Source organism: Glutamicibacter sp. JC586 (assembly GCF_009805585.1).
In the GTDB taxonomy this organism is placed as follows: domain Bacteria; phylum Actinomycetota; class Actinomycetes; order Actinomycetales; family Micrococcaceae; genus Glutamicibacter.
In genome coordinates, this window is record NZ_VHIN01000010.1 from 202,456 (window position 1) to 226,380 (window position 23,925).

Here is a 23,925-nt window from a genome sequence, read left to right on the forward strand (position 1 = left end):
TCAGATATCAGGGGCCAGGACCACCCCGCTACGGTGCATCTCACACCGTAGCGAGGTGATACCCGGTACTAACCGAACAGTTGCTGACCCAGATAACCACCCTCGGCGATACCCGGGAGGATCGCATAGAGGGCCGAACCTACCGGTGTGAGCCAGGTGTTCAAGGCATCGGCAGCCGCCAACCGGTGCTGCACCGGGATGAAACTACTGCGCGCATCGCGCTGGTAGCTGGCAAACAGCAATCCGGAGTGTTGCCCATCATCGAAGTTATAGCCTCGACGATGGATCGTTTCTCCCCCATGGCCAGGTTTAGCCAAGGCCACGTGGGCATTGGCGGCGATGCTCGGCAAACCCAACTCGTTCTCTGCGCTCAGATCTACCGCATCATCGATACTGCTGCCCGATAGCGGTGAGCCATCGCTCTGCCGTCGGCCCAAGGCAAAATCACGGCCAGCCACATCCACCTCATCCCATCGGTCCAGATCCATTTCGAATCGGCGCAACGCCAGCGTGGTCCCGTTGGGAATCCAACTATTCTGTCCGTCGCCAAATACCGCTTGCTCACGGACTTGATCGGCCGGATTGTTGATGCCGTCTACCTGCCCAAACAGATTCCTGAAGGTTTCTTTTCCAGGCATCGGGCGCATAAATCCGGTCTGCACAAAGCGTTGGCTGGTTAATTCGCGCAAGTTCTTAGATACCGCCCGCACCGCATGATGCAGCACCGTAGGATCTTGGGAACAGAACTGAATCAGCAGATCACTTTGCGGATACTGCTCCTTTAGCTCATCACCGGCGAAAGCCGGCATTGCCCCGACCTTTCCGTATCCGGTCACATCGAGCAGGCTTTGGCCAAGTCCAACCGTGAGCGTCAGTTCGCTCGGTGGCAGTGCCATTTCCGGTTCTGTATCCGCGAGCACTCCCCGACCGCTCATCAGCCGGGCAGCATCATCTGAAAGCATTTGTAGCAAGGCTTGTAGCTGTTGTTTTTTCGAGCCCTCACGCCAGTTCAGATCCCACCCAACAAATACCGCGTGCTGCTGCTGATCATCAATAATCCCGGATTGGTACTGACCGTGGAACGAGCGGAAGCCCGGCCCTGTCGGTGCTTGTTCGGTTGTTGCCGCCTGAGCACGCATCCTTCCAGCGCCAAAACCGGTGAGCAGACCGCCTGCTGCGGCGGCAGCGGTACTGCCCAGCAGCAGGCGGCGAGGAACGCTAGTGTCCGGCATGCTCATCGTAATTTTCCTTGGCACCGTCAAAGTTGCGGATCGCAAAATCCACGTTGGTGCTCGAACCGTCGGAAAATTCCAGGGTCAACGTAGCGGTTTGGGCAGCCACCAACGGCTTTTTCAGGTCCATGAACATCAGGTGATTTCCACCGGGTGCCAGTTCTACATCAGCGCCGGGAGAAATTACGAGATCTCCTTCGAGTTCTTTCATGCTCATGTTCTGCCCGCTTCCGGTCATTTCATGTAGCTGAATTTCATCCCCTTGCGCGTTTGTCACCCGATGCAGTTCCAAGGGAATATCCGAGGTATTGTGCAGGGTTCCAAAGGCCGCGCTCATTCCAGATTCAGCGGCCTTGGCCCAGGTATCACTGGTCGTGAGTCCCTGCGCTTGGGTACTCTTTTGTTCCGCGGAGGATGAGGCTGCGGGGCTCTGGCTGGAAGCATCGGTACTTTGGGCGCAGCCGGTTAGAAGCAGCGCGGAACCGAGCAACAGGGAGGTGGTCATTTTTGTTTTCATCGTCTCAAGCTTTCGTGGTGTGCGCACACGAGGTGCGGGCACGCCAAAGGCCACGGTGGCCCGATGGCGCACCAGAATAAAGTGGCTACTACTTTGTATTGCGCATGAACTTGGCCAGCACGGCAATCACTGCGCCGAGGATGACAACGCCAATGACTACCCACATCAGCGGGTTCATTGAGCTACCTGCGGCCTGCACCGGATTCTCGCTGGCCTGCGCTGATTCGCTTGGCTGTGCCGACTCACTTGGCTGTGCTGACTCGCTGGCCTGCGCTGATTCGCTTGGCTGTGCTGACTCGCTTGGCTGTGCTGACTCGCTAGGAGCGCTGATCATCGATGGGGTTGGCTTCGCGGCGCTTTGAATGGAAAAATCCAGCTTGTTCTCTACCGGGTGTCCGTCAGAAGAGACCACACGGAAGACCAATTCGTATGCACCATCTTCCAGCGGCTTTTTAGGGGTGACCGTAACGGTTGTTCCCTTGGTGTCAGCCTTAGCGTCCACCTCTTCGCCGTCCTGCTTCAGCACTACCTTGGTCGATTCCACGCCCGACATGGTTTGCAGTTCACCGGAGAATTCCAGGGTCAGTTTCTTAGGCGCTTCTTTTAAGCTTGCGCCGTCTTTCGGAGCGGAGCTCACCAACTCATCGTGGGCGGAGGCAGCGCTCACGGAGGTGAATAGTGCCAAGATCGACAGCGCGATCACCGCAACCATACGTGTCAGGGTCGTTGCGGATAAGGTCATGCTCTTCATTGTTTTCCTTCCAATCCCCCAAAAGCGGGGGAACTTCGTTTTTGTCTTAGGCGGCAAGAACGAAGCAAGGAGGGCCGCGGCGCTCTGGCAATCTCCCCAATTGCGCAAGCTTGAGTTGAAAACGCAAGGGGAAGTACGCCGGAAGGACCGGGGCTTCAGGAACCTGCACCCGGATCAACGAAAGGATTCGCCGAGCCGAGGACAGGGTGAGATAAGAACCTAAGAGGTTTAGCAACCGCTCGCCCTGATTGAGCACAAGGATGCTGACCACTGCTGCAAGCACGTGTGCATAAAGCATCGACTCTGAATGCACATCTGCGTAATGGGCGCTGATGTCGTGGGCCAGCTCAAGGCTGCGCCCGGTGTGCTGGATATGTTCCATTCCGGAGACACCAGAATCCCCATGGCTCATCACGGACAATCCCACGTGGAATAAACCTTGACTGGCAAGTACCACCAGGCTGGTGGCCCAAAGGGAGAACTTTTTGCCTATCAACAGCAATGCAATCACGGCTGAAACACAAGTGATCAGCAGCATCGCCACCAACGACATTTTGGTTGGCGCACTATGCGCGTGAGCTGCAAAGGCTGTCCAAGTACACACGCTGGCCGCCAACCATCCGCGTATTACGCGGGTTGCGGGTTTGTGTGGCACGATGGGCAGCCTGTTCCTCAATGATGGATGTCGAGCACGCCTGATTCTACGCGAAGTAGAAGACACGCTCAAACGCTAGAAAAGAAGAAGACCCGATGTGTAGTCCAGAAAATTCCGGACTACACATCGGGTCTTACCTCAAGCTCTAGAGAAGCTTACTTCTTGGCAACAGCAGCCTTCAGCTTCGAACCAGCGGTCAGCTTGACCGAGTGGCCAGCTGGGATCTGGATTGCTTCGCCGGTCTGTGGGTTACGACCGGTGCGAGCTGCACGGTCAGTGCGCTCAACAGCCAAGTAACCTGGGATGGTTACCTTTTCGCCCTGGGAAATCTGGTCGACGAAAACTTCGAATACAGCATCCAGAACACCGTTAACGGCAACCTGGGAGTTTTCGGTCTTCGCTGCAACAGCAGCAACAAGTTCGCTACGGTTCATAGCCAATGTATTGTCCTCCTGGACTAGTGATCCAAAACCCGGTTCCGGACTTCGAATGCCGCACGGTCGCACGGACTTATCAGTGAGAACATATCAAACCTTGAGCCCCGAAATGCCCGAAAACAGGCGAAATACCGGGATTTTTTCATGTTCTTACAGAATTCTTGGGCTAACGGCACCATTTTTGGGTTCAACGCCCAGTTCTGGTACGTCCGTTAAAGAAACAAAGCCCATCCTCCGGCGTCGGAAGATGGGCCATGTTCAAGCTCTAAAGAAGCTTACTTCTTGGCAACAGCAGCCTTCAGCTTCGAACCAGCGGTCAGCTTGACCGAGTGGCCAGCTGGGATCTGGATTGCTTCGCCGGTCTGTGGGTTACGACCGGTGCGAGCTGCACGGTCAGTGCGCTCAACAGCCAAGTAACCTGGGATGGTTACCTTTTCGCCCTGGGAAATCTGGTCGACGAAAACTTCGAATACAGCATCCAGAACACCGTTAACGGCAACCTGGGAGTTTTCGGTCTTCGCTGCAACAGCAGCAACAAGTTCGCTACGGTTCATAGCCAATGTATTGTCCTCCTGGACTAGTGACTCAAAACCCGGGTTCGGGTTCCGAATGCCGCACGGTCGCACGGACTTATCAGTGTTGAACTTACCAGTTGTTGGCGACAAAAAGAGCATCATCATGCGGAATCTGCTCAATTTTCGCCAAGATTCATGGTGTGAAACTTCACCATCGCTCTACAAAGCGAATGGATCTAGTCCTTCATTCGCCTGTATCAATATCTCCCACGCCGCATCCTGAAGTACCTTGCTACGGGTGACATTTGCGGGTCTGGCTAGCGAAATTCTGCCTTTGGAGGTCCATTGCGGACCAAAGAACACCCCGGGTGCACAACGGTCTAGCCTTTGGTTCAAGGCTGCTTCGACAATTGCCACCGAACCTTCGTGTTTGCCCTGCGCGAAACTGCCCTGCAATCGGCCCGCGAAGCGTTGGGCAAAGTCTGGTTCGTTTATTCCCTCGATCTCTGGGGTAAGTCCGGAAATCGAGTAGCCCGGGTGCACGGCAACCGATCTGGCCGGCCATTGAAGCTGACGCAGGCGATGATCCAAACCAATCCCCATGCTCTGCAGAACAGCCTTGGACTGAACATAGGCGCGGTACGGGTTGTAGTCGTGTTCAAGTTTAAGGTTGGAAGGATCGGTGCGCATCAGCAACGTCGACATAGATCCCAAGCTGATCAGTCGCAAGTTTCCTACCTTGAACTTCTCAGCCAATTCCCCGATGAGTCGGGCGTGTCCAAGCACATTAGTGGTCATGGTTTTCTCATAGCCCAACGCCCCCTCCTCACGTTGGGCAGGGGTGCGGATCATTCCGGCATTGGCCACCAGAATATCGAGCTGTCGGCTACGAAGTTCGGCAGCCAAAGACATGGCTGAGAGCATCGAGCCAGCGTCAAATTGCATGAATTCGACGCTGGCTCCGGGTACCCGGGCTTGAATCGCTGCCATCGCCTTTTCGGCGCGTGACTGGTTACGACAAGCCAGAATCACGTGGGCACCAGCCGCGGCCAGCCCCAGTGATGCAAAGAATCCCAGGCCGGCGTTGGCGCCGGTCACCATCGCGGTTTTCCCCTCGCCCAACGACTTCCAACGCTCAAAGTTGGCATGAATATTGGCTTCGGGCACCGACTGCCCCAACTGTTCTAAGGAACCCAAACGCACTGCACGATTCATGCCACCAACGCTACTACAACCCTTAGTCCGCCAGACCTGGTGGGTTCAGCTTGGAATCGGTAATTCCCTCTTCGCTCAGACCCCACTTATCCAAAATCTGCTCGTAGGCGCCCGACTCGATCAGCCCATCGATAGCCACCTCAGCCGCCTTGGCCAAACCATTACCCTTCTTGGTCGTCACCGCTACCTGTGCAGTATCGGGCCAGCCACCGGGGAAGGAACCGACCTGCTTGAGCTCATCGGCGGTGGCTACTTTGTAGGCACCCGATGCGTTGGGTCCGAAGCTGGCATCGGCGCGCCCAGAAAGCAGTGCAAGGGTTGAGGCCGAGTCGTCATCGTAGTACTGGAAGTCCACCGGCTTCAGCCCCTTGGCTTGGTTGGCTTTATCCCAATCCACCAAGATCTTCTCCTGGTTAGTCCCCGAACCAACAATGATTTTCAGGCCCGCAACATCGTCTGCCTTTTTGATCGAGCTGATCTTTGAATCCTTATCGGCGTAGAAGCCCAACAGGTCCTCACGGTAGGTGGCAAAATCAAACTTCTTCTTGCGTTCCTCGGTGACCGTCACATTGCTAATGGCCGCCTCGTACTTGCTCGATTCAATGCCCAATGGCCAGTCTGCCCATGACACTGGAACGAGTTCTAGCTCCAGTCCCAGTGCGTCGGCGAGCGCTGCGGCGAGGTCCGCGTCATTACCTACCGGTGTGGTGTTATCCGTTGCATAGAAACTCAGGGGCGCCGATCCCGGGGCGGTGACCACGGTAAGTTTGCCATCGGCCGCAATCTTTTCCGGAACGAGCTTCTCAGCTTTTTTGTTGACTGCGACTTTCGGGCGTTCTTGGTCCGGGCTTGAGAGTGCAGCGGTGGCAGCATCAGTCGGTGCCTGAGATTCTTTGCTTTCTTTGGCCTGGGACGGGTCAGCGCAAGCGCTCAGGCTTACCAAACCGACCAGCGCTAGAGCAGTGAAGGTGTAACGGGTTTTCTGGGTTTTCATGACACTTCCTGCACTGTTGCAAGGCGCTTGACCGCCTGCTGTTCATGGTTTTCATCAATGGTTAGGCCGAGGTTTTCGCGCAAGGTATCTGCGTAGGTCTCGGGGTAGATGCCACGCTCCTGCAGACGAGGTACCAGATGGTCGACGATGTCGTCCAACCCGGTAGGAACCAGCCACGGTGTGATGTTGAAGCCGTCCACGGCACGAGTTTGTGCGTACTGTTCTAACCGGTCAGCGATCTGGTCATAGGAGCCGGTGAATGTGTGATCGGCGCGGTGAGAGCGCGAACGGACAAATTCAATAATGTTCTGTCCTTTATCTGCGGCTTCGGCACGCCATGCGTTGGCCAATTCCAGGGACTTGGCGCCTTGGAAGCCACTGCCACGAGTCACCGAGCTCTCTTCGACTACGGGGTCAAAGTCCGGCAATGGTCCATAAGGATCCACGCTTTCTAAACGGGTGCCCCAGAATTGCTCGAGATACGCCAACGCCTGCTGCGGCCCAATCTGGTGTTCACGCACCCAGTGGTATTTTTCTTCGGCTGCTTGAGGAGTTTCGGCAACGATGAACTCGGCACCTGGCATGATCTTTACCGAGTTTTCGGCGCGTCCCACCTTCGCTGCACGCACATTGATGTCCTGACGGAAGGCCAGCGCATCGTCCAAACCGACGTGGGCTGAGAAAATGACGTCGGTCTGGCGTGCTGCAAAGTCACGGCCTTCCGCCGAGTCACCGGCTTGGAAGAGTACCGGGCGGTGCTGCGCACTGGCCGGGATGGTCCCGGTGTAATCAACGTTGTAGTGATTGCCTCGGTGATGCACCGGTGAGCCTTCCCAGATCTGACGTACGGTACGCACAAAGTCTTCTGCGTGGCTGTAGCGTTCGTGGTGTTCTAGATAGCCCCCACGTCGGAAGTTCGCGCCAGTCCATGCGTTATGGGTGGTGACGATGTTCCATGCCGCACGACCTTCTGAGATCAGATCCAGCGAAGAGAGCCGTCGAGCCAAATCGGCCGGGTCGTTATAGGTAGTGTTCTGGGTTGCGACCAAACCGATCTTGTTGGTCACCGCAGCCAAGGCGGCAAGCATGGTTTGTGCATCTGGTCGGCCGGCCACATCCAGCTCGTGGATACTGCCGAGGTGTTCTCGTAGACGTAATCCTTCGCCGAGGAAGAACGCACTGAACAGGCCTCGCTCTGCGGTCTGGGCAAGTTGCTTGAAGGAGGCAAAATCGGTCTGCGAACCAGATAGGACGCTACGCCATACGGTCGATGAGTTCACGCCTTGGAAGAAGACGCCGAATCGTAGTTGGTGCTGGGTACTCATGATGCCTCCTGGAAGCGATTTTGTGCCACTGGCAATGCGAAGGACTCGCGTAGGGTGTCACCGATGGGTGCAAGCAGATTGCTGCGCTGCAATTCTGGTATTACTTCATTGATCAACACCGCCGAGTCGATCTTTAGATCTCCCGGGTACAGGTGAACTAGGTGACGGCGCTGGTCTGCCGGGTTGGCGGTGGCCTGTGCGAACTGGCCAAGGAAGGCAATAAGTTCTTGCACACTCCCGGTGAATTCAGCACGTTCAGTGCGCTGAACTGCTTGCGCTGCCGCACGCTGCGCCCCGGTTTGTGTGGCAGTGTCCAGGTAGATATCCACGTCGATTGCTACCGCGCCCTTGGGGCTGGCCGTTTTGGCCTGGGCCAGCAGCTCATCGAGGCTTGCGGCGTTCACCTTGATAACATCGGCACCGTTCAACCGACAGTGCTGCAAACCGTGCTCGGTGAAAAGAGGCGCCGGGGCGATAATTGGAAGCTGTCCTTGCGGTGGCCGCGGGGTAATGGATGGACCCTTGACCGAGAAGTTTTTGCCTTCCACATCCGCGTAGTGCAACTTGGTGGCATCCAGATAGCGTCCGGTTTCTTGATCTCGGATCACCGCGTCGTCTTCCCAGCTATCCCAGAGTCGACGGTGGGTAGTGACCACATCTTTGGCTTCGTCGCTTAGTTCTTCTTCGGCCAAAACTTCGCGTCCCACGGCCTGTGCCTGCACAGAGTCATTGAGCGTTTCCAGAATCCACCCGGCACGGCCCTGAGCAATAATATCGAGGCTCGCTAGCTGGGTGGCGGTATGGAACGGTTCGGTGAACAGTGCATCGATCACCGGAATCAGTGAGATCTTCTTAGTCTTCGGCGCTGTGAAGCTAGCACGTTGTACCGCGTCGAGTAGCCCGTCAGAGGAAAAACTCACCCCATGGAAACCTGCCTCCTCGGCCTGTTGTGCATAGGTAGCCGAGTCGATCGGATCATTACCGGCGCCATCAAGGTTCAGGGCCAGCAACAAGGAGCGTTCGCTCATACTGCATACTCCTTTTCTAAGGTGTTCTTAAACTGCGGATCCTTATCGGTCCACAGGGTGGTTTGGGTATTCACCAGGGGAATGACTTCTTTGGCGAAGCGTTCCAGGGTCTGAATTTGTGCGGCAAAGGGCTGGGTGGTCGGCAGCGAGATGGACTGCAGGTCGTGCCCGAAGCTTTGGTGATAGTCCAGGATCTTGGCGGCCACAAACTCTGGGCTGCCTACCAGCAATGGACCTTCTTGCACCGCGTGCTCGATGCTGCGGTAAGGGGTGTTGTTCCCCGGCACGTCACGGCGATTAGTCAGTGCCTCGTAAACCGGGCCGAATTCTTTGATCGCTGCCTTGGTACTGTCGGCCAGGTAGACCCCGCCGGCTCCACTGCCCGAACCCACGTATCTGGCCGCAGGATCGTGTCCCGCCTGCTCATAGGCATTTTTGTAGTGGTCGATCAGCTTCTTGTAGTTTTCCTTGGGCTGGATCGCATTAGCCGAGAACAACGGGTCACCGTGTTTGGCCGCCAGCTCGGCCGACCGCAGTGAGGTGGCCGAACCGTGCCAAATCCGAACCTTTTCTTGGAACGGACGCGGGCTGGTGGTGAACTGTTCCAATGGTGTGCGAAAGCGTCCGGAGAAATCCACGGGTGCCCGGCCAAAGAGCTTGGCAAGCAACTCGTAGTTCTCCTCCAGCAGATCCCATTGGTCATCCACATTTTTACCGAACAGTGGGAAGTGAGCTACTTCGTTGCCTTTGCCAATCCCCAGTTCCAATCGGCCGTTGCTCAGCTGATCTACGGTCGCAAAGTCTTCGGCGACGCGAACCGGGTCAAGAATGGAAAGTACAACGACCCCGGTATGCAGACGGATCTTCTTCGTCCGTGCTGCGATCGCTCCGAGGACTACCGCCGGCGAGGAAGAGATGAACGCCCCGGCATGACGCTCGCCTACGGAGAAAGAATCAAAACCGAGTTCTTCGGCGCGCACTGCGGATTCAATCACTTGTTCAAAGCGCTGCGCGGTATCTACCTGAAGCCCGGTGATCGGATCATCCTGATGCGGAATGATGTCGAGAACTTGAAAGCGCATTATTTACCCTTGTAGTTCGACGCGGTGATGGTTTCGGACTTCTTGAGGCCTTCTTCGCTCAAGTTCCAGCGGTCCAGTACCTTGGCATAACTACCGTCTTCGATCGTCTCGTTGAACGCGGCGGTGATCTGTTCGGCTAGATGGTTACCGGCTTTGGTGGTGGCGGCCACCAGGGTTTCATTGGGCCAGCCGGCGTTGATCTTGCCTACGACCTTCAGATCATCGCGCTGATTTTCGCGGTACACCGTGGAAGGGTAGGGGGCGATATTCAGGTCGATACGTCCCGAAGACAGCGCCAGGATGGTGTCCGCTTCGCTGGAGTAGTACTGCAACTCAGCCGGCTTCTGACCTTTGTCTTCAAGCTCTTTGTTCCATGCCAGCAAGATCTTTTCCTGGTTGGTTCCCGAACCCACCGCGATCTTCTTGCCTGCAATGTCCGCGGCGCCCTTCACGGTGATATCGCTATCTGCCTTCGCTTCAAAGCCCATGTACGCAGCCCGGTAGGTGGCGAAGTCGAACTTTTTGACTCGGTCCGCGTTCACTCCCACGTTGGAGAAGACCGCCTCAAATTCTCCGGACTCGGTTTTCAACGGCCAGTTTTCCCAGCTGGTGATCTGCAGGTCCAGTTCTAGTCCGAGATTGTCGGCCACCAATTGGGCCAGATCAACTTCGGTGCCGATCACGGTCTTTTCATCGGTAGCGTGGAAGGACAGTGGCACCGATCCGGCGGTGGTGGCAACTGTCAGCTTGCCGTCCTTCTTGATGTTCTCTGGTACCGCGTCGGCAAGCTTCTGATCGACCTTCGTACGGATGCGGTTCTGCTCAGGTGAGGTGTTGTAGGTGCTGCCTTCAGCGTTGCTGGTTTCGGTAGAAGTGGAAGCTTCCGGTGCGGCGGCTCCTGGGTCGGCGCAAGCTGCCAAGGAGAGTAGGCCTAGGGCGGTAAGGGTTGAAACTACTGCGTACTTCTTCATGATGCGAGTCCTTGAGTGTGCTGCTTTTAGATATTGAAGGCTGGTTCGATGACCTTGGAAAGGAACGATTTGGTGCGTTCGTGTTGCGGATTGCCCAGGACCTGGGTGGGAGTCCCCTGCTCCACCACTCGCCCGCCATCCATAAAGATGATTCGGTCAGCCACATCCCGGGCGAACCCGATTTCATGGGTCACGATAATTAGTGTGGTCCCGGATTTAGCCAGGTCCCTGATCACTTCCAGGACCTCGGTGACCAGCTCGGGATCTAGTGCGCTGGTCGGCTCATCAAAGAGCACCACCTTGGGATCCAAGGCCAGCGCCCGTGCGATGGCTACACGTTGCTGTTGACCGCCAGAAAGCTGTCGCGGGTAAGCGTCCGCCTTATCTGCCAGCCCGACACGGGCCAAAAGTTCCTTGGCTCGGGCTACCGCCTTGGCCTTGGGAATCTTCCTGGCATGAATCGGCGCTTCAATAATGTTCTGCAAGGCGGTGAGGTGCCCGAAGAGGTTGAAGTTTTGGAAGACCATGCCCACTTCGGTGCGCTGCGCCAGAATTTCTGCTTCGCGGCGCTCATGCAGCTTGCCATTGCGGGCCTTATACCCGATCAGTTCGCCATCCAGGCTGATGGTGCCACGATCGACCTTTTCCAGATGGTTGATGGTGCGCAGCAAGGTAGATTTTCCCGAACCCGAGGGCCCGATGACTACCAACACTTCACCTTCGGCCACATCCAGATTGACCTCGTGCAAAACTTGTTGGGTGCCGTAACTCTTATCAACCGAACGGACGGCAACCGCTCCGCGGGTGGTTTTTTCAATGGTTGCCAGGCTCATAACTGTCCCTTCGGGGAGGTGGCGGCAGTCTTGGTCACGGCGTGGGTGGCCAAGAAGCGACGGAGTTTTTGTAGCGGGGTCGGTGGCAAGGTGCGCAGTGCCCCGCGGGAGTAGTGACGCTCAATGTAGTACTGGGCAATGCTGAGCACCGAGGTGATCACGATGTACCAGATGGTGGCCACCAGCAACATCGGTAGGACCTGTTGGGTGCGGTTGTAGATCACCTGCACGGTGTAGAACAGCTCCGAATAAGCCAAGACGTAAACGATCGAGGTGCCCTTGACCAGGCCGATGATCTCGTTGAAGGCGGTTGGCAAGATTGCTCGCATGGCCTGTGGGAGTACGATCCTGGTGGATCGGCGCCAACGCGGAATGCCCAGGGCGGTGGCCGCTTCGATCTGACCTTGGTCTACCGAGAGGATGCCGCCGCGGATAATTTCCGCGCTGTAGGCCGCCTGATTCAGCGTCAGTCCGAGCACCGCGGCCGCAAACTGGCTAATCAGGCTCGTAGTCTGAAATTCGGCGAAGGTAATCGAGGTGAAAGGCACGCCCAAACGAATGGTCTCGTAGAGATAACCTAGGTTGTACCAAAGCAGTAGTTGTACCAGCAATGGTGTGGAGCGGAAGATCCAGGAGAAGGTCCACGACACCGAGCTGAATAACGGCGAACTAGATAACCGCATGAGCGCCAAGATGAAGCCCAAAGCAAAACCCAGTGCACCGGAGATCAGGGTCAGTTTCAACGTCTGTCCCAACCCGCGAAGGATGGATTCGGCGGTAAACCACTGGGCAACTACGCCCCATTCCCACCGCGGGTTGGTCAGTAGTGAATACAGGATGCCGGCGGCGATGGCCGCGACAATCACGGTGCCGACCCACCGCCAGGGGTGCGTCGCTGCGACCACTTTGTAGTCGGCGAGCTGCTCCTGGCTAGGTGCGGCCAGGCTGTTCTCCGCCGGCTTGTGCCCCTGCTGCCTCGTTTGAGGCTGCCCCTGTTCGGGTGCTGGGTGCTGATCGGGTTCTGCGTCGGTGACCGGGGTGGTGATCGGCGGCATTGCGCTGCTCCTTGAAAAGTTCGTTGCTCTTGGGCATCACGCTAGAGCCGATCAACCAGCTGGCGCATCTGGGATATTCACCCTGGTTCACCAAAAGTCACGCCACGCCTCAATGACGATTCGTGACGTGGATTTTCACTGCGCATAAGTCGAAATATTTCCTGTGCGGTGACTCGATCCCCCAATGCGACTTTCCGCGACTTTTCGCCTCGCTTCTTCCCACTTCGCACTCCTAATCTGGCGCTAACACCACATTGAACGCCTGCACAGGCCAGCTGCGTAAAGGAGAAAAATGAGCGAGCGGCACATCGTTTTTATCGGTGGCGGGCCACGCACCGCGATGATTCTGGAGCGCATCAACGCCAACCGGGACCAGCTGGCCCAAGACGCCTTACATCTTCACGTGGTTGATCCATTTCCGGTGGGTGCCGGACGAATTTGGCGCGAAGATCAAAGCCCGCTGCTCAAACTCAATTCCCGGGCCGCCGATGTCACGATGTTCACCGACGATTCGGTACAGTGCTTGGGCCCGGCCCATCATGGCCCGGCCCTTGATCAGTGGGTGCAGCTGATCCGCGATTCTCAACTGCCCGATGCACCGTCCTTGGTGCACACCGACCCACTACTGCGACAAGAGATCGCCACGCTGGCTGCTGGTGACTTCCCCACCCGTCGTTTGCAGTCCTGCTACCTGCGCTGGTTCTTTGCTCGCGTGCAGGCCAGCATCACCGCCCCGGATACGATCACCATTTATCAGGACACCGCGGTCGATCTCATCGATGAATCGCCATCGCATCGGGTGCTGCTGGCATCAGGGCGTGAGATCATCGCCGATCAGGTGGTAATGGCCCAAGGCCACCTCGATGCCCGGTTGCCTTCCGATCCGCGGGCAGTGGAATTGGCAGCCCAGGCCGCGGCCGGGAAAAACCTTGGCTACGTTGCCCCGGGCTATACCAACGACATCGATTTCAGCGCCCTGCGACCCGGGACCGAGGTTTTGGTTTCCGGCATGGGGCTGGCTTTCACCGACCTTTTTGTTCTGCTCTTCGAGGGGCGCGGAGGTCGATTTGAACCGGCCGAGCATGGCGGCTTGCGCTATGTGCCCAGCGGTGCGGAGCCACGACTTCTTGCCGGTTCTCGCCGCGGCGTTCCTTATCACAGCAAGATTCGCAGCACTACTACCGCCGAGTTGACGACCGCCTACTTCACCGAGCAGGGCATCAACACGCTCTACGCGCAGCATGGCGAACTGGATTTCTTCGCTCACGTGTGGCCGCTGCTGGCCAAGGAAACCGGCTTTTTCTACTACCGCGAACTTTTCGCCGCGCATCCCGAAGCGGTGCGCGGAAGTTTCGAAGAATTCAAGTCAGCCTACGACCACCTCGACTGGTACAGCCCCGAACGCACCAGTTTGGTGGCCAGGTTTATTGCCACCAAAGATCGGTTGGAATTTGAGGATCTCGAATTCCCGTTGCCCATCGTTCGTCCACTGTCTCTACAAGGATCGCGTGATCAGCTTGGCGCCTTGGTGCGTGAGCACATCGAAGAAGACTTAAGGGTTCGTGATTCAGCGGATCATCCACAATTCCAGGCGCTGTTTTTTGGGCTCTTGCGCTCCTACGTCCTGCTGCCGCAGATCCACGACAAACTCAGCCTCGCCGGGCAAGCTCAACAGGCCGCCTGGTGGCAGGGCTTCTTCAGCTTTGTTGATTCCGGCCCACCGGCGCATCGCCTGCGTGAATTGCTCGCCCTGCATCAGGCTGGGTTCATTGACTTTTTGGGACCAGAAACTCGCTTCGATTTTGACCGCGAACGTCAGCTATTCAGGGCTCAGACCTTGGCCGGTCCCGTGCACGCGCCGTGGTTGATCGAAGCCCGACTTCCACACACCACCATTTCCACGAGCACCGATCCCCTGCTGGCGGCATTGCTGGCCCGAGGAATAATCACCGACGAACCTGGAGGTTCAGGAAAAATGCACATTACTTCACTGCGCCAGGTCATCGGCCGCGGAGGCAACATCCACCGGTGGCTCTTTGCCGTTGGAGCCACGGTGGGACGTTTCCAAGCTGGCGCTTTCTCCCGGCCGAATTCCAATTCCGCGCCCTTTGCCGATTCAGACGCGTTGGCCCGTGAAATACTCTCCGCGCCAGCAACCATGAGCCATTGGGAATTGGCCAGGGCCATCGCAGATTCGCACCGGTCCATCGCATAACGAGGCCACATATGACTACACAGCAAGAATCCCCGCTGATCACCGCGCATGCCGTACTGATCGGCGATCCACGTCTTGCCCCGCTCTTTGCCGGGCTCACCGTGGAATACACCACGCGATATGGAGATCGTGATGGCGGTGTTGCCAAGGAGCTCGACCGCTTCCCCGCCCACGAATTTACTGACCCACTAGGCCGTTTTGTGATCCTTGAGGAGGATGGTCAGACGGTGGCAGGCGGTGCTTTGCGTCGCTACGATCGGTACACCGCGGAGCTCAAACGCATTTGGACTCATGAGGATCACCGCCGCCGAGGCCTGGCCCGCCGGGTTCTGCACGAGTTAGAGTTGGCAGCTATCGAGCTGGGTTATGCACAGCTCTACCTCACCACCGGCCCTCGTCAGCCTGAAGCGCTTAAGCTTTATCTCAACGCGGGCTACGCACCCCAGTTTGATCTTAACGCCGACCCAGAAAGCATCGGGCACCTGCCCTTCACCAAGTCTTTGTCCTAGGTACCCGGTAGTGCGACCATAGGAGTATGAAAGACCGGAAAGACGACGCTGCGCTGAATGCTGCGCGCTACTCCATGGGCAAGGCCAGCGAGGATATTGCCCTACCGGTGGATGAGTACGCCCAAGCCACCGGCATGGCACCTGTCCAAAAGCAAAAGACGCCCCTCCAGCTACACGCTGAGGATGAGGCGTGGGAGGTCGCCAACTCGGCGCTCGATGAGGCTTTCGCCCGTGGCGACTTTGAGCATCTGGCCTTAGCCGGCCAAAAGATTGACCACCTGACCAGCAACAATGACCCCGACTGGTGGCTGAAGTCGATGATGCGGCGCGAGCAGATAACTGGTTTGGGTCCACCGGCGTTGACCTTGCGGGTGGAAGACGAACAATTGGCGCAAACCCTAGACCGCTTGCCCACGCAGCGGGCGGTGCGAGAGCATATCGAGGATTTTAACTCCCGTATCATCGAAGCCCGTCGTCAGCTCTTGGGCGGACCTCCGGTGATTACGCCGCTTCGTGATGCCACCGCTGAGGTATTGGCATGGCAAAATCGTCGCGCCCGCGTTACCGAAGAACTCCCGCCCAACCCACCTACCAAGCGTCGTTGGTGGCAGCGCAATTCAAAGCCGGGCATGCCTTAACAACAAACTTAACGGCAAAAGCCGCCCTCCCAAAGGAAGGCGGCTTTTGCTAAGTCAGAAGACTTGTGTCTCTTACCAGGAAGACTTGGTGATGCCCGGAAGCTCACCACGGTGTGCCATGTCGCGGAAGCGAACACGGGAGATACCGAACTTCTGGAAGGTACCGCGTGGACGACCGTCGATCGAGTCGCGGTTACGAACGCGGATCGGGGAAGCGTCGCGTGGCAGCTTCTGCAAGCCTACGCGGGCTGCTTCACGAGCCTCGTCGGTAGCGTTTGGATCTACAAGGGTCTTCTTCAGTTCGAGGCGCTTTTCAGCGTAACGCTCGACAATGACCTTGCGCTGTTCGTTCTTTGCGATCTTGGACTTCTTGGCCATGTCTTAGCGCTCCTCTCGGAATTCGACGTGCTTGCGGACTACTGGATCGTACTTCTTCAGAACCATGCGGTCTGGGTCGTTACGACGGTTCTTACGGGTTACGTAAGTGAAACCGGTACCAGCGGTGGACTTCAGCTTGATGATCGGACGTACGTCCTTATCCTTCTTTGCCATCTTAGAGCTTCACACCCTTCGCAATCAGGTCTGCTACAACAGCGTCGATTCCACGAGCATCGATAAGCTTGATGCCCTTGACCGAAAGGGTCAGGGTCACCTTGCGACGCAACGAAGGCACGTAGTAGGTCTTCTTCTGGATGTTCGGATCGAAACGACGCTTGTTGCGGCGATGCGAGTGGGAGATGCTATGTCCGAAGGCCGGAGTAGTACCGGTTACCTGGCAAACAGCTGCCATGATCACTCCTCAGTTAGTTAGTAGTAAAATTCGGCGGTACTCGCGCACAGTGCCCATACCTAAATATCAGCACCGCATAAGTGCGTTATGAGTCCCGCCAACCAGTGAAACACCGTTAATACTGCACACTAGGAAGGTAACCAGGCTGGGTGAGAACCAACCGAAGAGCCTTAAAGTATGTAAGTCGGTGAACTTCGTAACCGGTCGAGCAATGTCCCCGTACTCAGTTGGTCACGATATTCGGTATTACGGGCAACGCGCAGTTGTTTCACCGTCCAACGGCACAACAACACACGCGATTAACGCCTACCTAGCTTATCGAGAATTCCTCAGTCTTCCAAATCGGTGGCACCCGGTTTTAAGATCCAATGATCCTTCTGTAGCGAGGCGGTAATTTTCCGCGTCACCCTGGCCAGAGCCTTAACGTCCTTGTCATTGAGGGGTTCGAACAATAATGCTCGAACCGAGGCCACATGATGCGGCGCCATGTTGACCACAGCTTGGTAGCCAGCATTCGTTAATGAGGCGATTTTCACACGTGCGTCGTCCGGTGATTGCACCCGCAACAGCCATCCTCGAGTTTCTAGCTTCTTGACCACGTGCGACAGCCGAGAGAGCGAGGCACTTGTACGTGAGGCCAGGTCCGTCATCGACATCTGATGATCGCGCGCCTCGGAAAGCATGGCGAGCATGTGGTAGTCAAAGAGCGTAATGCCATCGAGCCCTTGAAGATCGGAATCCAATGCCGACGGGAGCAGGGTCATGACTGTTTGTAGTCCCAGCCAGGCATCACGTTCTGACTGGTTCAGCCATACTGGCTCGTCGCTCATCAAATGTCCAATCGTTCGTCGCCTGCGATGCAGGAAATGCGAGTATCAACGGGTTAGAGGATACATTGTCGAGCAAGCAACCGGCCGGAACCTGAAGATTTCAAGGGGAAAACTCAAGGCTTTCACCTTGTGGTGCAAGCCTTGAATAGCTTAGGAATTTTCTAACTGCTTATTCTTCCGATAGCTGATCACCTGGCCGGTGACCACCACTAACAGGGCAACGATGAACATCGCCGAACCGATCACGTTGGCCTGGGCGGGGATGCCGCGGGTGGCCGAAACATAAATGAACTTCGGGAAGGTTTGATAGGCCCCCGAGTTGAAGTTCGTAATGATGAAATCATCAAAGCTCATCGCGAAGGAGAGCAAGGCCGCGGCAATGATCCCGGGCAGCAGAAGTGGGAAGGTCACCTTCCAGAAGGCAGCCACCGGCGAGGCATAAAGATCCGCGGCAGCTTCTTCTAGTCGCGAGTCTAGGGAGGAAACCCTAGCTCGAACTGTCACGATCACAAAAGACATGCAGAAGACCACGTGCGCGATGACGATCGTGCCGTAGCCAAGCTCCCACCCCAGATTCAAGAACTGCGCCAACAATGATGCGCCGAGCACCACTTCCGGGGTGGCCAGCGGCAAGATGATCAGCACGTCGGTCAGCTTACGGAAGCGGAACTTGTAGCGCACCAACCCGATGGCGATCCCCGTGCCCAACACCGTGGCGATAACCGTCGCCACCACACCGATCTGCAGTGAGTGCCCCAACGATTCGCACACCGCCGGCGCCCCACAGGGATTCAACCAGTTATCCATGGTGAACCTCTGCCATTGCAGGTTGGCTCGGCCTCCGTCATTAAAGGAGAAGACAAAAATATAGGCGATCGGCACCAGCAAGTAGATAAATGCAGCCCCGCCGATCACCGGGATCAGCCAGCGTCCAATTTTCTGCCTCACGCTACATCAACTCCTCGGTACCAAAGCGGCGAATATAGATGGTGACCAGGATCAGGATCGAAATCATCAAGACGAAGCTGAGCGCCGCAGCCCCGGGGTAATCGATAATTTTGAAGAACCGCGAATCGATGACTTGGCCGATCATCGTGGTGTCGCGGTTATTGCCCAGCAGTGCCGAGTTCACATAGTCACCGGCCGCCGGAATAAAGGTGAGCAAGGTGCCTGCGAATACGCCCGGCGCGCTCATCGGTAGCGTCACCTTGGTGAAAGCGACGATCGGAGAGGCGTACAAGTCTCCAGAGGCTTCCAGTAACCGCGTATCAAGTCGGCCGAGGTTCGCATAGATCGGCAACACCATAAAAGGTAGGAAGTTATAGGTCAGACCGGCCACCACCGCAATAGGCGTGGCGGTCAGGTGACCGTCTGCGGGCAGGATCGCAATGAATTTCAGCGCCTGCGCCACAAACCCTTCATCGGCCAGGATCTGCTTCCACGCTTGGGTGCGCAGGATGAAGCTGGAGAAGAACGGGGCGATCAATAGCACCAGCAAAATGCCTTGCAACAGTGTTTTCTCGCGCAGTCGCACGGCCACCAGGTAGGCCATCGGAAATCCGATCAGTAGTGCCAAGACCGTGGCGATCAGCGCAAAGAAGAAGGAGCGCAGTAATTCTGGCCAATAGGCGGTCAGCACCGTGCCATAATTACTAATTTCGAAGCCCGGCACAAATTCGCCGACCTCCGCGCCTGGCGGTTTCACGTATAAGCTCATCGCCAACAAGATCACGACAGGCAGGGCAAAAAACAGTGCCAGGACCAACAGTCCCGGGGAAACGAGATAAACCCCGGTGCGGTTCTTGCGCTTTTCGGCCCGCAGCTCGGCTTTGCTGCGCAGGTCCAAACTCATGATGGCACCCCGGCGTTCACGCTTTCATCCCCCGCAAGCCCGAACGAGTGCTCCGCCTCCCAGGCCAGGAACACCGTGTCACCTTCGGCGGCCGGCTGCTGTCCGCGATTCTGTGAGAAGGTTCCGATCAGCCCGATCCCCTCAACCTGCACCAGATACTCGGTGGTGGTACCGGTGAACGAAACATCCACGACGGTGCCCGAGAGCTGATTTTCGCCGGCTAATGGCGCACGATCGATGGTGATCTTTTCCGGGCGTACCCCAAGGACCACTTCCCCCTCGGTGTGCACCGCGCGCTGCGCCGGCAGCAAGATGGTGCGCCCGGCAACATCAACGCTGAGCATTCCGTCGGACTGCCCGCTCACCGTACCGCGCATCAGATTGGATTTGCCCAAAAAATTGGCCACAAACGCGGTGCGTGGCAGTTCGTAGAGTTCGCGCGGCGGACCCATTTGTTCGATCCGCCCACCGTTCATCACCGCGACCACATCGGCCATGGTCATGGCCTCTTCCTGATCATGGGTGACGTGGATGAAGGTCAGCCCTACCTCGGTCTGAATCTTCTTCAGTTCCAGCTGCATTTGGCGACGCAGTTTCATATCCAGCGCACCCAACGGCTCATCAAGTAAGAGCACCTGTGGGCGGTTGACCAGCGCCCTGGCAAGGGCCACGCGTTGCTGCTGCCCACCGGAGAGTTGGGCTGGTTTTCGATTGGCCAGGTGTGCCAGTTCGACTAATTCCAACCCGGCCCTAGCCTTCTGAATGGCCTGTTTATCCTTCTTGCGCTTGAGCCCAAAGGCCACATTTTCCAGCACCGAAAGGTGTGGGAACAATGCGTAGGACTGAAAAACGGTGTTGACCTCACGCCGGTGGCTTGGCAGCGAGGTCACCTCTACACCGCCGATCGAAATACTGCCCTCACTGGGCGCTTCAAGTCCGGCGATCATGCGCAATGTGGTGGATTTACCGCAGCCCGAGGGGCCCAGCAACGCAAAAAATGTTCCGGAAGGAACTAGCAGGTCCAGATCTTCCACCGCGGTGAAGGCCGCGAAGCGCTTGGTAATTCCTGAAAGTAACAGGTCAGCACCGGAGGTTCGTTCAGCTTGAGTTTGTTCTGCCAAGGTGGTCATGCCCCTATCACGTCCTTTTTTTGCCTGCACATCTGCTTTAGGCGCCGATCGCGTCTTGGAACGCACTGGCCAGGGTCGCTTCCTCGTCGGCATCCAGCGAACGGAACACGTGCGCCTTAGCCAGGTCCGCGTCGGTCGGGAAGATTAGCGGGTTCTCCGTCAGTTCCGGGTCGATCTTTTCCATCTCTTCTTTGGCACCTGTGACCGGGCAGATATAGTTGACGTACGCGGCAACTTGCGCGGCGACGGCCGGATCGTAATAGAAGTCCATCAGTTTCTCTGCGTTAGTCTTGCGCGGCGAGGCCACCGGCACCAGCAGGTTATCGCTCCACAGAGTGCCGCCGGCTTCTGGGATCACGAACTCCCATTGGTCATCGTTCTCAAAATTCATCTGCACCATATCCCCGGACCAGACGATGCCGGCGATCGCGTCACCGGAAATGAAGTCCTGCTTATACGAGTTGCCCTTGACCTGGCGGATCTGACCGTTATCAATGTTTTTGCGCAGCACCTCGGTGGCCGCCGAGAACTCGGATTCGCCCCATTGCCCGGCCACATCCACGCCATTTTGCAGCATCAAAAGCCCCATGGTGTCGCGCATTTCATCCAGCACGGTCACCCTGCCCTTCAACGCCGGATCCCACAGATCCTCAACGCTCTTCAGACCCTTCGGGAATGCCTTCTTATTCCAGGCGATGCCCGCGTAGCCGGTCTGCCAGGTCAGCGAGTGCTTGCGTCCTGGATCGAAGTCAACGTTCTGCAGGCTTGGCAGCAGGTTGGCAGCGTTCGGGATATTATCGCGGTTCAGCTCCTGGGTGTACCCCTGACGAATCAGCCGCCCTGCCATCCAGTCGGTGAGCGTAACGATGTCTTGGCCGATGTCCTGGCCGGACTTCAGTTGGCCCTGCACTTTGCCGTAGTAGGAGTCATTGCCATCGATATCTTCGGCGTAGTTGACCTTGATTCCGGTCTTCTTGGTGAAGGCATCCAGAGTCGGATAGGTCTTCTTTTTGTCGTCGTAATCTAGGTACAGGGTCCAGTTTGCCCAGTTCAAGCTTTGGTCTTCGGCTGAAATATCATTCACGGCCGGCTTGGATGCTTCGGATTTGGAACCCCCGGTGCCGCAGGCGGCCAACAATCCGCTAAGGCTCAAGGCCCCCGCGGCACCGAGCACGGAGCGTCGGGAGAAACTGCGTTGGCCCATGGCTTGAACCAATGCGCGGATCTGTGGATCTTGCGGTAGTCGTCGTTGCGAGTGCGACATGGCATCCGTCCTTACATCAAAAATGTGATCGGCCACATAGGAAACTGATGACGTTCATCCTGTCAGCTCAACAAGGGGCAAACAAGAGTTAAACAAAAGATTCCCCGCGAATTTAACCAATTGGAAACGAGAAACTTACAAAAATACCTCTTTCGCAACTGATTCAGTGCCTGTAGGGTCGGTTCAAAGCCAACAGAACAAGGAGGTCGATATGACGTTACCCTCGAACTCAGCGCCGGTGATCGACGACATTTCCAAGGAGATCGTCGAACAATTGCAGGAGGATGGACGACGTTCCTACGCCGCCATCGGCAAGGCAGTTGGCCTGAGTGAAGCCGCTGTGCGCCAGCGCGTGCAGAAGCTGGTCGAGAGTCACGTGATGCAAATAGTCGCCGTCACCAACCCGCTGGAGCTGGGCTTCACCCGCCAGGCGATGATTTCTGTCGTGGCCGATCAAGACATCAGCGGCGCAGCGGACCGGATCGCCGAACTGCCTGAAGTGGATTACTGCGTAGTCACCACCGGTACAGCCGATATCCTCGCCGAAGTGATCTGCTCCAACGACGAGGATCTACTGCGCGTCATCGGCACCATTCGCGGGATCGACGGGGTGCTCAGCACCAACACCTTCACCTACCTTTCGCTGAAAAAACAGGAATACAACTGGGGAACCCGATGAACACACCACGTGGTACCGATCGCCAGCAAGCTGCCCGCGATCACCTTTGGATGCATATGGCCCGACACTCTTCGATTCTTGATGGCGCCCATGTGCCGATCATTGCGCGCGGCGAGGGGCACAAAATTTACGACGATGCCGGCCGTGAGTACTTCGACGGGCTGGCCGGACTGTTTGTGGTTAACGCCGGTCACGGCCGGGCCGAACTAGCCGAGGCCATGGCCAAACAGGCCGAAAAGCTCGCCTTCATGCCGCTCTGGTCCTACGCCCATGAACCGGCAATTGACTTGGCTGAACGCCTAGCCAGCTACGCGCCGGGCGACCTGAATCGTGTCTTTTTCACCACCGGCGGCGGTGAAGCGGTGGAGTCCGCCTTCAAACTGGCCAAACAACACTTTAAACTCAAGGGTAAGCCGGGCAAGACCAAGGTCATCTCTCGTGCGCTGGCCTACCACGGCACCCCACAGGGCGCGCTGGCCATCACCTCGTTGCCGGATATGAAAACGCCCTTTGAGCCGCTGGTACCTGGCACGTTCCGCGTGCCGAATACCAACTTCTATCGCGCGCCGGAAATGTTCGCTGAAAATGAGAAAGACTTCGGGCTCTGGGCCGCTGAGCGAATCCGCGAAGCCATCGAATTTGAGGGACCCGATACCGTGGCGGCGGTCTTCCTAGAGCCGGTGCAGAATTCCGGCGGCTGTTTCCCTCCACCACCGGGGTACTTCGATCGGGTGCGCGAAATCTGCGACGAATACGATGTGCTGCTGGTCTCCGACGAGACCATCTGCGCATTCGGGCGCATCGGCTCGATGTTCGCCTGCAACGACTTTGGTTATGTGCCCGACATCATCACCTCCGCCAAAGCGCTGACTAGCGGATACGTCCCACTGGGCGTGATGGTGGTGTCAGACAAACTCTTCGAACCCTTTGCTAAGGGCGATACGACGTTCTACCACGGCTATACCTTCGGCGGGCATCCTGTGGCAGCTGCCGTAGCCATGGCCAACCTAGACATTTTTGAACGCGAGGGTTTGAACGAGAACGTTAAGAACAATGCAGACGCGTTTAAGGCGACGCTCTCGAAACTGAAGGATCTGGACATCGTGGGCGATGTACGCGGGGCCGGATATTTTTACGGGATCGAACTTGTTAAGGACAAAGCGAGTAGAGAGACCTTTAACGACGAAGAGTCCGAGCGATTGCTGCGTGGCTACCTCTCCCCCGCCTTGTGGGAGGCCGGGCTGTATTGCCGAGCCGACGATCGAGGCGACCCGGTGATCCAATTGGCCCCGCCGATCACCATCGGTCAGCCCGAATTTGACCAGATCGAATCCATCTTGCGCAACGTGCTGAGTCAGGCCGCCAACAAGATCTAGCACTTATGGCCCGTGGGAAGTTCCACGGGCCA

General features: G+C 57.0%; 27 protein-coding genes. 5 read left to right on the forward strand and 22 right to left on the reverse strand.

Annotation, left to right across the window (positions count from 1 at the left end; genetic code table 11):
- Nucleotides 1-68 precede the first annotated feature (68 nt).
- The 14 genes from FJV47_RS08890 to FJV47_RS08955 all read right to left on the reverse strand — a co-directional run bounded on the left by FJV47_RS08890 (nt 69) and on the right by FJV47_RS08955 (nt 12,610).
- Complete coding sequence (locus tag FJV47_RS08890) at nt 69-1,238, reverse strand: Dyp-type peroxidase (RefSeq protein WP_159612120.1); 1,170 nt, start codon at nt 1,236-1,238, stop codon at nt 69-71.
- Complete coding sequence (locus FJV47_RS08895; protein WP_159612122.1) at nt 1,219-1,749, reverse strand: copper chaperone PCu(A)C; 531 nt, start codon at nt 1,747-1,749, stop codon at nt 1,219-1,221. Before FJV47_RS08895 ends, FJV47_RS08890 begins: the two co-directional genes overlap by 20 nt.
- 88 nt (nt 1,750-1,837) lie before the next feature.
- Entirely contained in the window at nt 1,838-2,500 is a 663-nt protein-coding gene (locus tag FJV47_RS08900; protein ID WP_159612124.1) for a copper resistance protein CopC, read from the reverse strand.
- A gap of 46 nt (nt 2,501-2,546) precedes the next feature.
- Nucleotides 2,547-3,155: a hypothetical protein gene (locus FJV47_RS08905; RefSeq protein ID WP_159612126.1), complete on the reverse strand. Its 609-nt coding sequence runs from the start codon at nt 3,153-3,155 to the stop codon at nt 2,547-2,549.
- 155 nt (nt 3,156-3,310) lie between these two features.
- Complete coding sequence (locus FJV47_RS08910; RefSeq protein ID WP_159612128.1) at nt 3,311-3,595, reverse strand: HU family DNA-binding protein; 285 nt, start codon at nt 3,593-3,595, stop codon at nt 3,311-3,313.
- Nucleotides 3,596-3,867: 272 nt separating this feature from the next.
- Nucleotides 3,868-4,152, reverse strand: a complete 285-nt coding sequence (locus tag FJV47_RS08915) for an HU family DNA-binding protein (RefSeq protein ID WP_159612128.1) — start codon at nt 4,150-4,152, stop codon at nt 3,868-3,870.
- Nucleotides 4,153-4,326: 174 nt separating this feature from the next.
- Nucleotides 4,327-5,322, reverse strand: coding sequence for an SDR family NAD(P)-dependent oxidoreductase (locus FJV47_RS08920; protein ID WP_159612130.1), 996 nt, complete (start codon nt 5,320-5,322; stop codon nt 4,327-4,329).
- A gap of 22 nt (nt 5,323-5,344) precedes the next feature.
- Nucleotides 5,345-6,316: a transporter substrate-binding domain-containing protein gene (locus FJV47_RS08925; RefSeq protein ID WP_159612132.1), complete on the reverse strand. Its 972-nt coding sequence runs from the start codon at nt 6,314-6,316 to the stop codon at nt 5,345-5,347.
- Entirely contained in the window at nt 6,313-7,641 is a 1,329-nt protein-coding gene (locus FJV47_RS08930; RefSeq protein ID WP_159612134.1) for an LLM class flavin-dependent oxidoreductase, read from the reverse strand. The genes FJV47_RS08925 and FJV47_RS08930 overlap by 4 nt, the downstream gene beginning before the upstream one ends.
- A complete protein-coding gene (locus FJV47_RS08935) occupies nt 7,638-8,669 on the reverse strand; it encodes an LLM class flavin-dependent oxidoreductase (protein ID WP_159612136.1) in 1,032 nt (343 codons plus the stop codon). Before FJV47_RS08935 ends, FJV47_RS08930 begins: the two co-directional genes overlap by 4 nt.
- On the reverse strand, nt 8,666-9,751 hold the full coding sequence (locus tag FJV47_RS08940; protein WP_159612138.1) for an LLM class flavin-dependent oxidoreductase: 1,086 nt from the start codon (nt 9,749-9,751) through the stop codon (nt 8,666-8,668). The genes FJV47_RS08935 and FJV47_RS08940 overlap by 4 nt, the downstream gene beginning before the upstream one ends.
- Nucleotides 9,751-10,722 carry an ABC transporter substrate-binding protein gene (locus FJV47_RS08945; protein ID WP_159612140.1) on the reverse strand — a complete coding sequence of 324 codons (972 nt, stop codon included), beginning with the start codon at nt 10,720-10,722 and terminating at the stop codon, nt 9,751-9,753. Before FJV47_RS08945 ends, FJV47_RS08940 begins: the two co-directional genes overlap by 1 nt.
- Before the next feature lie 26 nt (nt 10,723-10,748).
- Nucleotides 10,749-11,555, reverse strand: coding sequence for an amino acid ABC transporter ATP-binding protein (locus tag FJV47_RS08950; protein WP_159612142.1), 807 nt, complete (start codon nt 11,553-11,555; stop codon nt 10,749-10,751).
- Complete coding sequence (locus FJV47_RS08955; RefSeq protein WP_159612144.1) at nt 11,552-12,610, reverse strand: amino acid ABC transporter permease; 1,059 nt, start codon at nt 12,608-12,610, stop codon at nt 11,552-11,554. Before FJV47_RS08955 ends, FJV47_RS08950 begins: the two co-directional genes overlap by 4 nt.
- A 292-nt stretch (nt 12,611-12,902) precedes the next feature.
- Here FJV47_RS08955 and FJV47_RS08960 point away from each other — a divergent pair, with 292 nt between their 5' ends.
- Genes FJV47_RS08960 through FJV47_RS08970 form a run of 3 tightly spaced genes read left to right on the forward strand, consistent with a single transcriptional unit; the run spans nt 12,903 to nt 15,972 of the window.
- Complete coding sequence (locus FJV47_RS08960; RefSeq protein ID WP_159612146.1) at nt 12,903-14,825, forward strand: FAD/NAD(P)-binding domain-containing protein; 1,923 nt, start codon at nt 12,903-12,905, stop codon at nt 14,823-14,825.
- Nucleotides 14,826-14,836: 11 nt separating this feature from the next.
- On the forward strand, nt 14,837-15,334 hold the full coding sequence (locus FJV47_RS08965) for a GNAT family N-acetyltransferase (protein WP_159612148.1): 498 nt from the start codon (nt 14,837-14,839) through the stop codon (nt 15,332-15,334).
- A 26-nt stretch (nt 15,335-15,360) separates the two neighbouring features.
- Nucleotides 15,361-15,972 (forward strand): DnaJ family domain-containing protein, encoded by a 612-nt coding sequence (locus tag FJV47_RS08970; RefSeq protein WP_159612150.1) that lies wholly within the window; start codon nt 15,361-15,363, stop codon nt 15,970-15,972.
- Nucleotides 15,973-16,044: 72 nt separating this feature from the next.
- Here FJV47_RS08970 and rpsN read toward each other — a convergent pair whose 3' ends face one another.
- From rpsN to FJV47_RS09010, 8 genes are all read right to left on the reverse strand, one after another.
- Nucleotides 16,045-16,350: a 30S ribosomal protein S14 gene (rpsN, locus tag FJV47_RS08975; protein ID WP_060702423.1), complete on the reverse strand. Its 306-nt coding sequence runs from the start codon at nt 16,348-16,350 to the stop codon at nt 16,045-16,047.
- Nucleotides 16,351-16,353: 3 nt separating this feature from the next.
- A complete protein-coding gene (gene rpmG / locus FJV47_RS08980; RefSeq protein ID WP_022874359.1) occupies nt 16,354-16,524 on the reverse strand; it encodes a 50S ribosomal protein L33 in 171 nt (56 codons plus the stop codon).
- A gap of 1 nt (nt 16,525) precedes the next feature.
- On the reverse strand, nt 16,526-16,762 hold the full coding sequence (gene rpmB / locus FJV47_RS08985; RefSeq protein ID WP_022874360.1) for a 50S ribosomal protein L28: 237 nt from the start codon (nt 16,760-16,762) through the stop codon (nt 16,526-16,528).
- Nucleotides 16,763-17,091: 329 nt separating this feature from the next.
- Entirely contained in the window at nt 17,092-17,592 is a 501-nt protein-coding gene (locus tag FJV47_RS08990) for a MarR family winged helix-turn-helix transcriptional regulator (RefSeq protein ID WP_159612152.1), read from the reverse strand.
- Between the two features lie 150 nt (nt 17,593-17,742).
- Entirely contained in the window at nt 17,743-18,540 is a 798-nt protein-coding gene (locus FJV47_RS08995) for an ABC transporter permease (RefSeq protein ID WP_159612154.1), read from the reverse strand.
- 1 nt (nt 18,541) lies between these two features.
- Nucleotides 18,542-19,444, reverse strand: coding sequence for an ABC transporter permease (locus FJV47_RS09000; protein WP_159612156.1), 903 nt, complete (start codon nt 19,442-19,444; stop codon nt 18,542-18,544).
- Nucleotides 19,441-20,574, reverse strand: coding sequence for an ABC transporter ATP-binding protein (locus tag FJV47_RS09005; protein ID WP_200831981.1), 1,134 nt, complete (start codon nt 20,572-20,574; stop codon nt 19,441-19,443). Before FJV47_RS09005 ends, FJV47_RS09000 begins: the two co-directional genes overlap by 4 nt.
- 37 nt (nt 20,575-20,611) lie before the next feature.
- Complete coding sequence (locus tag FJV47_RS09010; protein WP_159612158.1) at nt 20,612-21,838, reverse strand: PotD/PotF family extracellular solute-binding protein; 1,227 nt, start codon at nt 21,836-21,838, stop codon at nt 20,612-20,614.
- A gap of 211 nt (nt 21,839-22,049) precedes the next feature.
- On the opposite strand from FJV47_RS09010, the gene FJV47_RS09015 reads away from it, so the two are divergent.
- Both FJV47_RS09015 and FJV47_RS09020 read left to right on the forward strand, forming a co-directional pair.
- The gene (locus FJV47_RS09015) at nt 22,050-22,517 is read left to right on the forward strand and encodes an Lrp/AsnC family transcriptional regulator (RefSeq protein ID WP_159612160.1); all 468 of its coding nucleotides are present in this window, start codon (nt 22,050-22,052) and stop codon (nt 22,515-22,517) included.
- Nucleotides 22,514-23,893 (forward strand): aspartate aminotransferase family protein, encoded by a 1,380-nt coding sequence (locus FJV47_RS09020; protein WP_159612162.1) that lies wholly within the window; start codon nt 22,514-22,516, stop codon nt 23,891-23,893. Before FJV47_RS09015 ends, FJV47_RS09020 begins: the two co-directional genes overlap by 4 nt.
- Nucleotides 23,894-23,925: the final 32 nt, after the last annotated feature.

Bases quoted from the DNA above. Each gene is read 5' to 3' on its own strand.
- FJV47_RS09005 (WP_200831981.1), bottom strand. From the start codon at position 20,574: ATGACCACCTTGGCAGAACAAACTCAAGCTGAACGAACCTCCGGTGCT.
- FJV47_RS08890 (WP_159612120.1), bottom strand. From the start codon at position 1,238: ATGAGCATGCCGGACACTAGCGTTCCTCGCCGCCTGCTGCTGGGCAGT.
- FJV47_RS08920 (WP_159612130.1), bottom strand. From the start codon at position 5,322: ATGAATCGTGCAGTGCGTTTGGGTTCCTTAGAACAGTTGGGGCAGTCG.
- FJV47_RS09000 (WP_159612156.1), bottom strand. From the start codon at position 19,444: ATGAGTTTGGACCTGCGCAGCAAAGCCGAGCTGCGGGCCGAAAAGCGC.
- FJV47_RS08935 (WP_159612136.1), bottom strand. From the start codon at position 8,669: ATGAGCGAACGCTCCTTGTTGCTGGCCCTGAACCTTGATGGCGCCGGT.
- FJV47_RS08955 (WP_159612144.1), bottom strand. From the start codon at position 12,610: ATGCCGCCGATCACCACCCCGGTCACCGACGCAGAACCCGATCAGCAC.
- FJV47_RS08895 (WP_159612122.1), bottom strand. From the start codon at position 1,749: ATGAAAACAAAAATGACCACCTCCCTGTTGCTCGGTTCCGCGCTGCTT.
- rpmB (WP_022874360.1), bottom strand. From the start codon at position 16,762: ATGGCAGCTGTTTGCCAGGTAACCGGTACTACTCCGGCCTTCGGACAT.
- rpmG (WP_022874359.1), bottom strand. From the start codon at position 16,524: ATGGCAAAGAAGGATAAGGACGTACGTCCGATCATCAAGCTGAAGTCC.
- FJV47_RS08970 (WP_159612150.1), top strand. From the start codon at position 15,361: ATGAAAGACCGGAAAGACGACGCTGCGCTGAATGCTGCGCGCTACTCC.
- rpsN (WP_060702423.1), bottom strand. From the start codon at position 16,350: ATGGCCAAGAAGTCCAAGATCGCAAAGAACGAACAGCGCAAGGTCATT.
- FJV47_RS08925 (WP_159612132.1), bottom strand. From the start codon at position 6,316: ATGAAAACCCAGAAAACCCGTTACACCTTCACTGCTCTAGCGCTGGTC.
- FJV47_RS09010 (WP_159612158.1), bottom strand. From the start codon at position 21,838: ATGTCGCACTCGCAACGACGACTACCGCAAGATCCACAGATCCGCGCA.
- FJV47_RS08965 (WP_159612148.1), top strand. From the start codon at position 14,837: ATGACTACACAGCAAGAATCCCCGCTGATCACCGCGCATGCCGTACTG.
- FJV47_RS08940 (WP_159612138.1), bottom strand. From the start codon at position 9,751: ATGCGCTTTCAAGTTCTCGACATCATTCCGCATCAGGATGATCCGATC.
- FJV47_RS08945 (WP_159612140.1), bottom strand. From the start codon at position 10,722: ATGAAGAAGTACGCAGTAGTTTCAACCCTTACCGCCCTAGGCCTACTC.
- FJV47_RS08990 (WP_159612152.1), bottom strand. From the start codon at position 17,592: ATGAGCGACGAGCCAGTATGGCTGAACCAGTCAGAACGTGATGCCTGG.
- FJV47_RS09015 (WP_159612160.1), top strand. From the start codon at position 22,050: ATGACGTTACCCTCGAACTCAGCGCCGGTGATCGACGACATTTCCAAG.
- FJV47_RS09020 (WP_159612162.1), top strand. From the start codon at position 22,514: ATGAACACACCACGTGGTACCGATCGCCAGCAAGCTGCCCGCGATCAC.
- FJV47_RS08930 (WP_159612134.1), bottom strand. From the start codon at position 7,641: ATGAGTACCCAGCACCAACTACGATTCGGCGTCTTCTTCCAAGGCGTG.
- FJV47_RS08960 (WP_159612146.1), top strand. From the start codon at position 12,903: ATGAGCGAGCGGCACATCGTTTTTATCGGTGGCGGGCCACGCACCGCG.
- FJV47_RS08950 (WP_159612142.1), bottom strand. From the start codon at position 11,555: ATGAGCCTGGCAACCATTGAAAAAACCACCCGCGGAGCGGTTGCCGTC.
- FJV47_RS08900 (WP_159612124.1), bottom strand. From the start codon at position 2,500: ATGAAGAGCATGACCTTATCCGCAACGACCCTGACACGTATGGTTGCG.